The sequence below is a fragment of the Lachnoclostridium phocaeense genome, assembly GCF_959599685.1.
GTDB lineage: Bacteria > Bacillota > Clostridia > Lachnospirales > Lachnospiraceae > Claveliimonas > Claveliimonas monacensis.
On sequence record NZ_CAUGIN010000003.1, the window covers coordinates 112,104 to 126,680 of the forward strand.

15 protein-coding genes and 1 pseudogene are annotated in these 14,577 nt (G+C 50.8%); 15 read left to right on the top strand and 1 reads right to left on the bottom strand.

Going from position 1 to position 14,577, the window contains the following annotated elements:
* Positions 1-3 precede the first annotated feature (3 nt).
* Positions 4-897, bottom strand: a complete 894-nt coding sequence (gene pepI, locus Q5911_RS02230) for a proline iminopeptidase (protein WP_303180654.1) — start codon at positions 895-897, stop codon at positions 4-6.
* Positions 898-1,163: 266 nt separating this feature from the next.
* Here pepI and Q5911_RS02235 point away from each other — a divergent pair, with 266 nt between their 5' ends.
* From Q5911_RS02235 to Q5911_RS14995, 15 genes and pseudogenes are all read left to right on the top strand, one after another.
* Positions 1,164-2,951, top strand: coding sequence for an aminopeptidase P family N-terminal domain-containing protein (locus tag Q5911_RS02235; protein WP_303180656.1), 1,788 nt, complete (start codon positions 1,164-1,166; stop codon positions 2,949-2,951).
* Positions 2,952-2,979: 28 nt separating this feature from the next.
* Positions 2,980-4,065, top strand: a complete 1,086-nt coding sequence (locus Q5911_RS02240) for a M24 family metallopeptidase (protein ID WP_303180658.1) — start codon at positions 2,980-2,982, stop codon at positions 4,063-4,065.
* A gap of 118 nt (positions 4,066-4,183) precedes the next feature.
* Positions 4,184-5,122, top strand: coding sequence for a MurR/RpiR family transcriptional regulator (locus Q5911_RS02245; RefSeq protein ID WP_076777462.1), 939 nt, complete (start codon positions 4,184-4,186; stop codon positions 5,120-5,122).
* Complete coding sequence (locus Q5911_RS02250) at positions 5,115-6,344, top strand: NAD(P)/FAD-dependent oxidoreductase (protein ID WP_303180659.1); 1,230 nt, start codon at positions 5,115-5,117, stop codon at positions 6,342-6,344. The genes Q5911_RS02245 and Q5911_RS02250 overlap by 8 nt, the downstream gene beginning before the upstream one ends.
* 33 nt (positions 6,345-6,377) lie before the next feature.
* Positions 6,378-6,818, top strand: a complete 441-nt coding sequence (locus tag Q5911_RS02255; protein ID WP_076777460.1) for a YcxB family protein — start codon at positions 6,378-6,380, stop codon at positions 6,816-6,818.
* Positions 6,819-6,844: 26 nt separating this feature from the next.
* Positions 6,845-7,501, top strand: a complete 657-nt coding sequence (gene cmk, locus Q5911_RS02260) for a (d)CMP kinase (protein ID WP_281725582.1) — start codon at positions 6,845-6,847, stop codon at positions 7,499-7,501.
* A 16-nt stretch (positions 7,502-7,517) separates the two neighbouring features.
* Positions 7,518-7,784 (top strand): annotated as a pseudogene (locus Q5911_RS14895) (4-hydroxy-3-methylbut-2-enyl diphosphate reductase); the annotation flags it as partial.
* The gene (rpsA, locus tag Q5911_RS02270) at positions 7,765-8,865 is read left to right on the top strand and encodes a 30S ribosomal protein S1 (RefSeq protein WP_303180661.1); all 1,101 of its coding nucleotides are present in this window, start codon (positions 7,765-7,767) and stop codon (positions 8,863-8,865) included. The pseudogene Q5911_RS14895 and the gene rpsA, both read left to right, overlap by 20 nt.
* A gap of 199 nt (positions 8,866-9,064) precedes the next feature.
* On the top strand, positions 9,065-10,387 hold the full coding sequence (gene rsxC / locus Q5911_RS02275; RefSeq protein WP_076777457.1) for an electron transport complex subunit RsxC: 1,323 nt from the start codon (positions 9,065-9,067) through the stop codon (positions 10,385-10,387).
* A 28-nt stretch (positions 10,388-10,415) separates the two neighbouring features.
* Complete coding sequence (locus tag Q5911_RS02280) at positions 10,416-11,369, top strand: RnfABCDGE type electron transport complex subunit D (protein WP_226394017.1); 954 nt, start codon at positions 10,416-10,418, stop codon at positions 11,367-11,369.
* The gene (locus Q5911_RS02285) at positions 11,369-11,953 is read left to right on the top strand and encodes an RnfABCDGE type electron transport complex subunit G (RefSeq protein ID WP_303180663.1); all 585 of its coding nucleotides are present in this window, start codon (positions 11,369-11,371) and stop codon (positions 11,951-11,953) included. The genes Q5911_RS02280 and Q5911_RS02285 overlap by 1 nt, the downstream gene beginning before the upstream one ends.
* 12 nt (positions 11,954-11,965) lie before the next feature.
* Entirely contained in the window at positions 11,966-12,682 is a 717-nt protein-coding gene (gene rsxE / locus Q5911_RS02290) for an electron transport complex subunit RsxE (RefSeq protein ID WP_303180664.1), read from the top strand.
* An 11-nt stretch (positions 12,683-12,693) separates the two neighbouring features.
* Positions 12,694-13,275 carry an electron transport complex protein RnfA gene (locus tag Q5911_RS02295; protein ID WP_076777453.1) on the top strand — a complete coding sequence of 194 codons (582 nt, stop codon included), beginning with the start codon at positions 12,694-12,696 and terminating at the stop codon, positions 13,273-13,275.
* Positions 13,276-13,288: 13 nt separating this feature from the next.
* Positions 13,289-14,080 (top strand): RnfABCDGE type electron transport complex subunit B, encoded by a 792-nt coding sequence (locus Q5911_RS02300; protein ID WP_076777452.1) that lies wholly within the window; start codon positions 13,289-13,291, stop codon positions 14,078-14,080.
* Positions 14,081-14,094: 14 nt separating this feature from the next.
* A complete protein-coding gene (locus Q5911_RS14995) occupies positions 14,095-14,547 on the top strand; it encodes a DUF2752 domain-containing protein (RefSeq protein WP_442913468.1) in 453 nt (150 codons plus the stop codon).
* Positions 14,548-14,577: the final 30 nt, after the last annotated feature.

Below are 14,577 nucleotides of genomic sequence, written 5' to 3' on the forward strand. Positions count from 1 at the left end.
TGCTTACACGCAGCCGTTTTTTTCTGTCTGATCCAGCCATTCTGCAAGAAGGCGTATATATTTTTCAGTGTCATCCACAAAGCACATGTGGCGGCATCCCTCAAAGAGTTCCCACCTTGCGTCTGGTATGCGGTCATACATAGTCTTGGCAATAAGAGGCGTACAAAGGTCATCTGTACCGCTGATAATGAGAGCCGGACAGCTGATCCGGTCCAGCTTGTCCGTGTACTCCCAGTTCCCAAGGGAACCTGTGGGATTATACTCGTTAGGGCCCCAGCCGTAAAGATAGGCCTCCTTCCCGGTCCTTTTGGGTCTGCTCAAACATTCTGGCACATCGCCGAAGAGAGAATCACAATGGCGCTCCATAAAACGACTGTTGGCAGCCAGGTATCCGGGCGAATCAAAATGGCCGGTCCGCTCTGCTTCTGCGATGGCCTCCTGGTCCTCCTCTGAAAGCAGGCGAATCATCCGGTGCTGTTCCCTTGCCCACAGACTGGCAGAAGGAAGCGTACTGGAGAGGATGACTGAGGCAACGCCTTTGGGATGATAGTCGCAGAGATACTCGATAGCCAGCATACCGCCCCAGGACTGCCCCAGAAGGTGGACTTCATCCAGACCCAGGTGTTTTCTCAGCTCTATCAGCTCGTTGTCCCAGGTCTTCTGGCACCAGAGTTCCGGGTGACCTTCCACATAAGAATTTCCACATCCAAGCTGGTCGTAGGAGATGATGGACCGACCGGTGTCTGCCAGGACGTCCAGCACTTCAAAGTAATTGTGAGTAGATCCAGGGCCGCCGTGAAGAAGGAGAAGAGGCTTTCTTTTGTCTCTGCATTCACCGACGATCCGATAATAGGTCTGATACCCCAGATAAGGCATATATCCTTCTGTGATCTTCATGTCATTTACCTCCTGATGATCTGTCTGTTCAGTACAGCATAAGAATAGCATAAAAGGATTTTGTTTGACAAGGCATGACAAGGGGATCTGATCCATAAAAGTCAATGTTTTCAAAAATTTTGGGCGGCGGTTTTGAGTTTACAAACCATGGTTTATACTGTAAAATAATCCCGTCCGCGCCTGGTGCGCCTTTGAAGGCCGCCCTGCGGGGACAGATAGTGGATTGATAATTAATGCAAAATTATAATAATGGAGGCGAAAAGGTCATGGATATAACCGAGAGAGTTCGGAAACTGCACGAGATTATGTGTCAGAACAAGGTGGATGTCTACATCGTGCCCACGGCTGATTTCCATCAGAGTGAGTACGTGGGAGAGTACTTTAAGATAAGAGAATTTCTCACCGGATTTACCGGATCTGCGGGCACGGCCGTCTTTACAGCGGACGAGGCTTATCTCTGGACGGACGGCAGATATTTTATCCAGGCTGCAAAGGAGCTGGAGGGGACGCCGGTCAGGCTCATGAAGATGGGCGAGCCTGGAGTGCCGGACATTGAGCATTTCTTAAACGACAGTCTTCCGGAGAGGGGCGTCATCGCCTTTGACGGAAGATGCGTTTCCCTGGGTGACGGGAAGCTCTACGAGCAGATCGCCGCTAAAAAGCAGGGATCTGTCTTTTGCGAGAGGGATCTGGCGGCGGACATATGGGAAGACCGCCCGGCTCTCTCAGAGGAGCCGGCATGGGAGCTTGCGCTCCAGTATGCGGGTGAGGACCGCGGCTCAAAGCTTGAGAGGATCCGCGGGTTTATGCGGGAGGTGGGAGCGGACTGCCATATCTTGACCACGCTGGATGATATATGCTGGACGCTGAACATCCGAGGAAACGATATCGAATTTTTCCCGCTGGTGCTATCCTACGCAGTGATCGGGATGGATCGGATGGATCTCTATGCAGACGCGTCCAAGTTTTCTGATGAGCTGCGGCAGAAGCTGGAGGGGGACGGCGTTGTGTTCCACCCCTACAACGACATCTATGAGGATGTGAAGAAGCTGGACGAAGGCGCTACTGTCCTCATCGACCCGGCAAGACTGAACTACGCGCTCTGGAAAAACATACCCGGGAAGATGGGAAAGGTGGAGATGCGCAACCCGGAGATCCTCTTCAAGGCCGTCAAAAATCCCACGGAGATCGACAATATCCGTAAAGCGCAGCTCAAGGACAGCGTTGCCCACGTTAAATTCATGAAATGGGTCAAGGAGAACTACGACAAAGAGGTGATCACAGAGCTGATCGCCTCCAGGAAGCTGGATGAACTGCGGGCGCAGCAGGGAAATTTTATCCGTCCAAGCTTTGAACCTATCGTATCCTTTGGCGAACACGGGGCCATCGTGCACTATACATCCTCGCCAGAGACAGACGTGCGCCTGGAAGGCGGAAGCTTTCTTCTGACCGACACGGGCGCGGGCTTTTATGAAGGATCTACCGATATCACGAGGACCTACGCTCTGGGCGACGTGACGGACAAGATGAAGGAACACTTCACGCTGACGGCTATCAGCAACCTTCAGCTTGCATCGGCAAAATTTTTGTACGGCGCCACCGGGATGACGCTGGACATGCTCGCCAGAAAGCCGTTTTGGGACAGGAACCTGAACTTCAACCACGGGACGGGCCACGGCGTCGGTTATCTTCTGAACATACACGAGCCGCCTACAGGCTTCCGCTGGCAGTTCCGGGCAGGTGAGATTCAACCCTTTGAGGATGGCATGGTGGTCACGGATGAGCCAGGTATCTACCTGGAGGGCGAGTACGGGATCCGACTGGAGAATGAGCTGCTGACACGGAAGGGGCTTTGGAACGAGTACGGGCAGTTCATGTATTTTGAGACAATCACATTTGTCCCGATGGATCTGGACGCCATCCTGCCGGGTATGATGACAGAAGAGGAGAGACGTCTTTTGAACAACTACCACAGTGCGGTGTATGAGAAGGTTTCCCCTTTCCTCGACGAGGAGGAGAGGGCATGGCTTAAAAATTACACAAGAGCTGTGTAGGCAATAATAATAGAGAGGTGTGTATGGTATGAACAAGGGAAGAATTGAGAAAATCTTAAAGTCAATGGAAGAAAACAACATTCCTCAGATGATCATCTCTGATCCGGTAGCGATCTTCTACCTGACAGGAAAGTGGATCCATCCGGGCGAGAGGATGCTGGCTCTGTACCTGAATGTGAACGGGAACCACAGGATGATCATCAACAAGCTGTTTCCCCAGGAGAGGGATCTGGGCGTTGAGCTTGTGTGGTACGACGACGTGGAGGATGCGGTGGAGATCCTGAGCCGCTGCGTGGACAGGGATGCCGTCATGGGCGTGGACAAGAACTGGCCAGCCAGATTTCTCCTCCGCCTCCAGGAGCTGGGCGGCGGAAGTAGCTTTGTCAACGCCTCCTGGATCGTTGACCAGGTCCGCATGATCAAGGATGAGGAGGAGAAGCAGCTGATGCGGATCTCCTCCCGGGTCAACGACAGCGTGATGGAGAAGGTCATTCCCCTTGTGGCAAAGGGGCTGAGCGAGATGGAGCTGGATCACAGGGTTCGGGAGATTTACAAGGAGGCAGGCTGTGAGGGCGTGTCCTTTGACCCCATCACCGCCTACGGAAAGAACGGGGCGGACCCCCACCATGCCACAGATGACACAAAGGGAAAACGGGGCGATTGCGTGGTCATCGACATCGGCGGCTTCAAGGACAACTACGCTTCTGACATGACAAGGACCGTTTTCATCGGAGAGGTGTCAGACCGGGCGAGGGAGATCTACAACATCGTCCTGGAGGCCAACCTGAGGGGGATCGCCGCCGCGAAGCCGGGCAACCGGATGTGCGACGTGGACCTTGCCGCGAGAAATTACATCGAGGAGAAGGGCTACGGACAGTACTTCACACATCGCACCGGACACTCTATCGGTCTGGAGGACCACGAATTCGGCGACGTATCATCTGTCAACACAGACATCATCAGACCGGGACAGTGCTTCTCCGTGGAGCCGGGCATCTATCTGCCCGATGAGGGTATCGGCGTGCGCATCGAGGATCTTGTCCTCATTACAGAGGACGGCTGCGAGGTGCTCAACCGCTTTACAAAGGATCTGATCGTTGTGCCGGAAGAGTAAGGATTTCTACTTGCGGACCGGACCGACAGGATTTATAATAGTACAGTGAATATACACAGAGGACAGGAACCGGAGGTTCTATGTCCTCTTGTGACTATAAAGAAAAGGGACCTGTAAAATGGGAACAAACAACGAATTACTGCAGAAAATTGATGATGGTTACGCAAAATTCAGCAAGGGACAAAAAAAGCTGGCGGATTATATCCGCAGGGATTACGACAAGGCTGCCTTCCTCACAGCAGCCAAAATGGGACAGGTAGTGGGAGTCAGCGAGTCTACCGTAGTACGCTTTGCTACAGCCCTTGGGTACTCCGGCTATCCGGCTTTTCAGAAGGCCCTTGAGGAGATGGTCCGCACCCGCCTGAATTCCATCCAGCGCATGGAAGTGACCTACGGGCGTATCACCCAGGGAGAGATTCTGGCTTCTGTCCTTCAGTCTGATATCGAAAAAATCAAACTTACCATGGAAAGTATTGATCACGAGGCGTTCGAGCTGGCTGTGGAAACCATCCTAAAGGCAAGAAAAGTGTATGTGGTGGGTATACGGAGCTGTGCGCCTCTGGCCAGTTTCTTAAGCTTCTACCTCAATCTGCTCTGTGAAGATGTGACGGCTGTGAGCACCAACAGCTCCAGTGAGATCTTCGAGCAGCTCATCCGCATCGGCGAGGAGGATGTGATTATCGGCATCAGCTTTCCGAGGTATTCCATGCGAACCCTGAAGGCGCTGGAGTTCGCCAGCAACCGGAAGGCAAAGGTCATTACCCTGACAGACAGCATCCACTCACCCATGAATCTTTACTCCTCCTGCAACCTGATCGCCAGGAGCGACATGGCCTCCATTGTGGACTCTCTGGTGGCCCCCTTAAGCGTGGTCAATGCACTGGTGGTTGCTCTGTGCATGAAAAAGCAGAAGGAGGTGGTCTCCACTCTGGAAATGCTGGAGGAGATCTGGGACGAATATCAGGTGTACAGCGGGGATGAGCTGGACAAGGTAAGCGGCAAAGTGGAGCTGTCTCCAGCAGGAAGAAATGAGGACAAAGAGGCAAATCATGAGTAAAGTTCTGATCATCGGCGCCGGCGCGGCCGGCATGTATGCGGCTCTTGCAGCTGTCCGGCAGGGACATCAGGTCCACCTGTTCGAGAAAAACGACCGGGCGGGCAGGAAGCTTTTTATTACAGGCAAGGGACGGTGCAACCTGACAAATGACTGCGATACAGAAGAGATGCTCCAGGCGGTAAAGAGCAATCGGAAATTTCTCTACAGCAGTTTTTACACCCACACAAACCAGGATGTGATCCGTTTCTTTGAGGAGAACGGCATGCCTGTAAAGACAGAGAGGGGCGGGCGCGTCTTCCCCTCTTCCGATCACTCCTCTGACGTGATCCGCATCCTGGAACAGCAGATGAAGGCTTTCCAAGTACACCTTCATCTCCACGCTGAGGTAAAGAGTCTTCTTGTGGAGAACGGGCAGGTCGCCGGTATTACCCTCGCTGATGGCAGGGAGGAAAAGGGTGACGCCTGTATCGTGGCAACAGGCGGATTTTCCTATCCCCTGACAGGATCCACGGGGGACGGATACCGGTTTGCCCGGGATGCGGGACATAAAGTAACCCCTCTTTTCCCTTCCCTTGTGCCGGTGGAAGCCAAAGAAAAGTGGGTGGGAGATCTGATGGGGCTCTCCCTGAGAAACATACAGCTGACTGTGAAGGACGGTAAGAAAGAGGTGTACCGGGATTTCGGTGAAATGCTCTTTACTCATTTTGGCCTCAGTGGCCCTGTCATCTTGAGCGCCACAAGCGAAGTGGGGCCGAGGCTGGAGAAAGGTCCCCTGACCTTCCACATTGACCTGAAGCCCGCCCTCTCCCAGGAGCAGCTGGACCAGAGGATACTCAGAGATTTCGGGGAACAGAAGAACAGACAGTTCAAGAACTCCCTGGGGAAACTTCTCCCCTCCAAACTGATCCCTGTGGTGGTGGAGCTGTCAGGCATCCCTCCGGAAAAGAAGATCCACGATATTTCCCGGGAGGAGAGAAGAGCCCTTGTATGTCTGATCAAGGATCTGACGGTGACGGTCGTGTCCCTGCGGGGCTGGAGCGAGGCCATCATTACGAAGGGCGGCGTCTCGGTGCGGGAGATCGATCCGGCCACCATGGAGTCAAAAATAACAAAAGGGCTCTATTTTGCGGGGGAAGTGCTGGATCTCGACGCGGTGACGGGAGGATTTAATCTTCAGATCGCCTGGTCCACTGCCTACATGGCAGGGAGCAGCATCCCCTAGCACAAAAGAATCTACAGGAAAAGGAATGATATTATGGAACCAATATACTATATGGAATACAGCGAATCTTTCAAAATTGTGAACGAAATGTACACGGCTCTCTATAAATACAGAAACACAAAAGCCTGGGGGCCCTTCAAGATCCAGGACATCAGGACAAAGGCCTACGAGGGTGCAAAGAAACGCTGGGCGGAGCTGAAGAAGATCAGCCGGAAAGAGCGTCTTGTGAAAGTCAGCTTCTATGAGGATCGTTTCACCTGCGTGACGGGGGATGTTACTCAGGAGTTTACCTACGATGAGATAGAAGGCATATACGAGACAGATACCACCCTTGCTCTGGTGGCCGGAAAGAAAAGGAAAAAAGACGGGTTCATCGCTCTGAAAAAGGGAAGCGTAAAGGGACACAGCCTGGCGGACCTGAAAGAATTCCTTCTGAAAAAATGCACAAAGGCCGGCAGCGTAGAGCATCTCTAAAACAGACAGAACAAGGAGCAGAAGTTATGGGTTACAATATAGCGATCGACGGACCGGCAGGTGCGGGAAAGAGCACCATCGCCCGGCTTGTGGCAAAAGAAAAAGGATATATCTATGTGGACACAGGAGCCATGTACAGGGGACTGGCAGTACACTTTCTGAACAGAGGTATCTCCCCTGAGGAGACAGATAAGATCAAAGAAGCGTGCCGGGATGCGGAAGTCTCCATCGGCTACGAGGACGGACAGCAGCAGATCTACCTGAACGGAGAGAATATCACTTCCAGGCTGCGGCTTGAGGAAGTGGGGAATATGGCTTCCAAAAGTTCCGCCATCCCGGAAGTGAGGGAAAAGCTGCTCTCCCTGCAAAGAGAGCTGGCCCGCAGACAGGATGTGGTGATGGACGGAAGAGACATCGGCACATGTGTCCTGCCGGACGCAGACGTGAAAGTCTACCTGACGGCCAGCAGCCGGACCAGGGCAAAGAGAAGATATGATGAGCTGACTGAGAAAGGGATCCCCTGTGATCTGGCACAGATCGAGAAAGACATCATCGACAGGGACACAAGAGATATGAACCGGGAGATCTCCCCTCTGCGTCAGGCAGAAGACGCTGTGCTGGTGGACAGTTCGGACATGACTATAAGGCAGGTGGCAGATGCCATTCTCGCTCTCTGCCGCTGAAATATACGCAGAACTCCAAACGACATATAATTACATTAAATTCAAAGATTTAGTTGAAATTATCTCGAAAAAGGGGTATGATATAACTGTTTTAGATACGATTTACTGTGCTGTAAAACGGCATTGTGGATCATGCATGTAACAATACGTACTACATACAGACACTTGACGATTTTGATATGAATCAATTAAGGTCCGTGGAAACAGTAGGTATTACAGCAGGGCATCCACGCCCAACAAAATAATTGAGGAGGTTCAAAATAATGTCAGAATTAACTTTTGAACAGATGTTGGAAGAGTCTTTTAAGACAATACGTAACGGGGAAGTGGTAGATGGTACAGTCATCGACGTAAAGCCTGATGAGATCATTTTAAATATAGGTTACAAGGCAGATGGCATCATTACAAGAAGCGAGTATACCAATGAGCCTAACGTGGATCTGACTACGATCGTAAACCCGGGCGATACTATGACAGCAAAGGTATTAAAAGTAAATGACGGCGAAGGTCAGGTGCTGCTCACTTATAAACGGCTTGCGGCTGAGAAGGGAAATGAGCGTCTCAGAGAAGCATTTGAGAACAAAGAAGTGCTGAAGGCTCCCGTTACCCAGATCCTCGGCGGCGGACTTTCCGTTGTGATCGATGAAGCCAGAGTATTTATCCCTGCAAGCCTGGTTTCCGATACTTATGAAAAAGATCTGAACAAATATCAGGATCAGGAGATCGAATTTGTTATCAGCGAATTTAATCCGAGAAGAAACCGTATCATCGGTGACAGAAGACAGCTCCTCGTTGCAAGAAAAGCAGAGAAGCAGAAAGAGCTGTTCGAGAAACTGCAGGTTGGCGACAGGATAGAAGGTACAGTCAAGAATGTGACAGACTTCGGCGCCTTTATCGATCTTGGCGGCGTAGATGGGCTGCTCCACATCTCTGAGATGTCATGGGGAAGAGTGGAGAATCCGAAGAAGGTATTCCAGGTTGGCGAGAAGGTAACTGTTCTCGTGAAGGATATCCATGACACGAAGATTGCGCTCAGCCTGAAATTCCCGGAGACCAATCCATGGGCAAACGCAGCGGAAGATTACGCTGTGGGCAAAGTCATCACAGGCAAAGTTGCCCGTATGACAGACTTTGGCGCTTTTGTTGAGCTTGCACCGGGAGTAGATGCTCTGCTTCACGTTTCACAGATTTCCAGAGCTCACGTTGACAAACCTTCTGATGTTCTTACAGTCGGACAGGAGATCACAGCTAAGATCGTAGATCTCAACGAGGAAGAGAAGAAGATCAGCCTGAGCATGAAAGCTCTTGAGAGTGCACAGCAGGCAGAGGAGACATCAGCTGAAGCCGAGACAGAAGAAGAGTAAAGCGTATTTTCGCACAAATATATAATGTATAAAAAGATGGAGACTATGTTATAGTCTCTTTCTTTTCATGTGCAGTATTGTTAAAAATGCGACAAGATGTACTTCGAAATATACAAGAAAAATGCCGGAAAAACTAGAAGAAGCCGGGTTTTTCTTGTATAGTATATACAGATTATAGTAGGAAGGAAGGAAAAAAGAGATGGCATTGTTGACATTTAAGGGTGGTATACACCCGGATGATGGCAAAAGTCTGGCAAAAGACAAGGCTATTGTTGAAATTAAGCCAAAGGGAAACCTGGTTTATCCGCTTTCTCAGCATATTGGCGCCCCGGCCTCTCCAGTTGTAGCAGTGGGCGATCATGTATTAAAGGGACAGAAGATCGCGGAGGCCGGCGGATTTGTATCTGCCCCCATCTATGCGTCTGTCTCAGGGACAGTCAAAGCGATCGAACCCCATTTCAACCCCACAGGGGCAAAAGTAAACTGTATTGTCATTGAAAACGACGGTGAGTACACAGAAGTGGAGTACGCTCCGGTGAAACCGCTCGGCGAGATGACAAAAGAGGAGATCTTGAACGCCATCGGCGAAGCCGGTGTTGTCGGTATGGGTGGCGCAGGTTTCCCGACAAGGGTAAAGCTCTCACCGAAGGAGCCTGAGAAGATCGACTATATTATTGCAAACTGTGCAGAGTGCGAGCCCTATATTACAGCAGATTACCGCAGGATGATGGAGACACCGGAACTGCTGGTCGGCGGTATGAAGGTAGTCCTTTCCCTGTTTGACAACGCAAAGGGTATTTTTGCAGTGGAGGACAACAAGCCTGACTGTATCGCAAAACTAAAAGAACTGGTAAAAGATGAGCCCCGTATGGAAGTGATGGCGCTGAAGACAAAGTACCCCCAGGGAGCTGAGCGTCAGTTGATCTACGCTACCACAGGAAGAGCCATCAATTCCTCCATGCTTCCGGCGGACGCAGGCTGCGTTGTGGACAACGTAGAAACTATGATCAACATTTACCAGGCAGTTGTAAAAGGGCTTCCTTCTATGGAGCGTATCGTGACAGTCAGCGGAGATGCTGTAAACGAGCCGGGCAACTTTAAAGTACTGTTTGGTACAAACCAGGCAGAGCTGGTGGAGGCTGCCGGCGGATTTAAAGGGGAGCCGAAGAAAGTGATCTCCGGCGGTCCTATGATGGGATTTGCCATGTTCACACTGGACACTCCTGTCACAAAGACTTCTTCCTCCATTCTCTGTCTTTCCAGAGATGCGGTGGCAGAAATGGAGCCTTCAGCATGTATCAACTGCGGACGCTGTGTGGATGCCTGCCCAAGCAGACTGATCCCCTCCAGACTGGCAGACTACGCAGAGCATCACGATGAGGAGAAGTTTGAAAAGTTCAGCGGACTCGAGTGTGTGGAATGCGGCTGCTGCAGTTATGTATGCCCTGCAAAACGTCAGTTAAAGCAGTCCATTGGTTCTATGAGAAAAATTGCGCTTGCTAACCGCAAGAAAAAGAAATAAAGAATAAGAGAGGAAGAGGTGAACAAACGTGGAGAATTCATTTAACATTTCATCTTCACCACATATACGTTCCAAAGTGACCTCCGGCAATATCATGCTCATGGTAGTCATTGCACTGCTTCCGGCAACTGCATTCGGAGTGTACAACTTTGGACTGCCCGCCCTGATCATGATGGTCAGCACAACGGCGGCGGCTGTGCTTACAGAATATATCTATGAAAAACTGATGCATAAAAAAGTCACGATCGGAGATTTCAGTGCGGTTGTCACTGGTATGCTCCTTGGTCTTAATATGCCTCCTACAGCTCCCTGGTGGATGGGTGCTCTGGGCAGCGTATTTGCCATCCTGATCGTAAAGCAGCTTTTCGGCGGACTTGGACAGAACTTTATGAACCCGGCTCTTGGTGCCAGATGTTTCCTTCTTCTGTCCTTCACCGGCCCCATGACAAGCTTTGTCTATGACGGTGTTACAGGACCCACACCGCTTTCCTATGTGAAGAGCGGAGCTCTGGATCAGGTCAACACTATGGACATGCTGATTGGAACCATTCCCGGAACCATCGGTGAGACATCTGTCATCGCCATTATCATCGGCGCGATCTTCCTGATCCTGATGGGCGTTATTGATCTGCGCATACCGGGTACATACATTGTGACCTTTGTGATCTTTGTCGGTATCTTTGGTCATGTGGCACATCCGGAGATCGGATTTTTTGATCCCACTTACCTGACAGCCCATCTGTGCGGCGGCGGTCTCATGCTGGGCGCCTGGTTCATGGCGACGGATTACGTCACATCCCCCATCACCAAGAAGGGGCAGTACCTGTACGGTATCTGCCTGGGTGTTCTGACAGGTCTGTTCCGTATCTTCGGCGGATCTGCAGAGGGTGTTTCCTATGCCATCATCATCAGTAACCTTCTGGTTCCGCTGATCGAGAGGGTTACTCTTCCAAAACCGTTCGGTAAAGGAGGAGAGAAATAATGAATAAGATCATCAAAAATACAATTATTCTTACAGTGATTACACTGGTATCCGGCCTTCTTCTCGGACTTGCCTACGAGGTGACAAAAGCTCCCATCGCACAGTCCCAGGAGAACGCGAAGAAAGAGGCATGGCAGGCTGTGTTCCCGGATGCGGACCTGGATGCCTTTGAACAGATGGATGTTGATACTGATATCGCTTCCCAGGCTGCGGCTGATCTGGGGGTTGACGCTACAGTTGATGAGGTCTGCGCAGTAGACGGCGGCGATGCAGGTTATGTTGTCACCGTGACAGACGGTGAAGGTTACGGCGGAGACATACAGGTCGTTGTGGGTATCACGTCAGACGGAACAGTCAGCGGTATTTCCTTCCTCTCCATCAGCGAGACGGCAGGACTTGGCATGAACGCCACAAACGAGTCCTTCTACGGACAGTATGTAGGTGTGCAGACAGAGAAGTTTGCAGTTTCAAAAGACGGCGGTGATGGGGAGCCGATCGATGCCATCAGCGGTGCCACCATCACATCAAGGGCAGTGACAGGTGCCGTTAACACAGCGCTTGCTTACTTCCAGAATGCGTTTTAGGAGGTAGTAAAGATGAATACATGTGTTGAGAGACTGAAAAATGGTCTTATAGATGAAAACCCTATTTTCGTTCTGATGCTTGGTATGTGTCCCACGCTTGCGGTGACAACCTCAGCTATGAACGGTATCGGTATGGGACTGTCGACCACAGCCGTGCTTGTTATGTCCAACATGCTGATTTCCATGCTGCGTAAGATCATACCGGATTCTGTCCGTATGCCTGCGTTTATCGTAGTCGTGGCATCCTTTGTGACAATTGTTGATTTTCTCATGGAAGGTTTTACACCAGCTCTTTACGACTCTCTGGGGCTTTATATTCCCCTGATCGTCGTAAACTGTATCATCCTGGGCCGCGCGGAGAGCTACGCTTCCAAGAACAAAGTTCTTCCATCCATCTTTGACGGACTGGGCATGGGGCTTGGATTCACGGTAGGACTTGTGGCGATCGGTCTTGTGCGTGAGATTATCGGTGCAGGCCAGGTTTTCGGCTATCAGATCCTTCCGCTGGCAGATGAGGCTACCGGAGCTGCCGGATACACACCTGTCACGATCTTCATCCTGGCTCCTGGCGCGTTCCTTGTACTTGCTTTCCTTGCGGCTATTCAGAACAAAGTGAAGATCAACATGGAGAAGAAGGGCAAAGATGCTTCCAAGATCCAGTCTGGCTGTGGCGCAGACTGCGCTACATGCGGCGGATGTCCGTCAGCAGCCGGAAAAGATAAGGAATAGGAGGGTGAAAGATGGATTTAGCAAATTTAGTATTAATAGCAGTCGGTTCTGCGCTTGTCAGCAACGTAGTGCTCAGCCAGTTCCTCGGAATCTGTTCCTTCCTCGGTGTATCCAGAAAGATCGAGACTTCCGTTGGTATGGGTGGAGCCGTTATCTTCGTTATCACCCTGGCATCTCTGGTGGCAGGACTTCTGCATCAGTTTATCCTGCAGCCGCTTGGTTTTGAATATCTGAACACCATTGTGTTCATTCTTGTCATCGCGGCTCTTGTACAGATTGTAGAAATGTTCCTGAAGAAATTCGTTCCGTCGCTTTACAGCGCTCTGGGCGTTTATCTTCCTCTGATCACGACAAACTGTGCCGTTCTCGGTGTTGCTCTTAACAACGTACAGGATGGATACAACCTGCTTGAGAGTGTTGTAAACGGTTTTGCCACAGGCGTCGGCTATCTGATCGCCATTGTCCTGCTGGCTGGTATCAGAGAGAAAATGGAATACAACGATATCCCGGAATCCTTCAAGGGAATGCCGATCGTTCTTCTTACATCCACACTGATGGCGATTGCGTTCTTCGGATTTTCAGGACTGATATAGGAGGAAAAAAACTATGAGTATAACAGGAATTATCTTGGCTGCAGTCATTGTAGGCGGTACTGGTTTATTCATCGGTATTTTCCTCGGACTTGCAGACAAACAGTTTGCAGTAGAAGTAGATGAAAAAGAAGAGCAGATCCTGGGCGTGCTGCCGGGCAACAACTGCGGCGGATGCGGATACCCGGGATGTTCCGGACTTGCAGCGGCCATCTCAAAAGGAGAAGCTCCGGTTAACGCCTGTCCTGTAGGCGGTGCCCCTGTGGCAGCCAAAGTAGGCGAGATCATGGGAGTGGATGCTGGTGAGCAGATCCGGGAAGTGGCATTTGTAAAATGTGCAGGAAACTGTGAAGTAGCGAAACAGACATACAACTATAATGGTGTACATGACTGTATCATGGTTAACATGATGCAGAACGGCGGACCGAAAGGTTGTACGTTCGGATGCCTCGGCGAGGGTTCCTGTGTGCAGGCCTGTCCCTTTGACGCCATCCATGTGGTGGACGGCGTGGCTGTCGTTGACAAAGAAGCCTGCAAGGCCTGCGGCAAATGTATCGCCGTATGTCCGCGTCATCTGATCGAGCTTGTTCCGTACGAGCAGAAGCATCTTGTACAGTGCAGCTCCAGGGACAAAGGTAAGGATGTCATGTCTGTATGCTCCGTGGGATGTATCGGATGTAAGATGTGTGAGAAGGTCTGCGAGTTCGACGCTGTCAAAGTGGTAGACAATATTGCCCACATCGATCCTTCTAAGTGCACTAACTGCGGAAAGTGTGCGGAGAAGTGTCCGAAGAAAGTGATACTGTAAAAGGGTTTTACATGATGAAACATATCCGATCCAGTGCGAAGCTACTCTGGACAGATATAAAGAATATAAAATGGGCGGTTATTTGTATAATCGCCTGTTTTATATTTTTATATATTTTGTTCGGGAGCATATGTCCGATCGCAGGTCTGACCGGCTTCCCCTGTCCGGCCTGCGGCCTCACCAGGGCGGGATTTTTGGTCCTCACTCTGGACTTTCGCGGCGCATGGGAGATGCAGCCCTTTATCTTCCCCATCATACTGTGGCTTACGGCAGCCTTTGTACAGAGGTACGTCTGTCTCGGGGCGCGTCTCTTTGGATGGATGAAGTGGGCGGGTATTCTCCTCATCTGCGGAATGATCGTCTTCTATGTCATATCCATGTGCAGATATTTTCCTGACAGAGCGCCCTATATTTACCATTCTGATAATCTCATCCAAAAGATTGTCATTTACAGACAATTATGGTAAAATGTGCACAAATCATCATGTGTCTCAAGG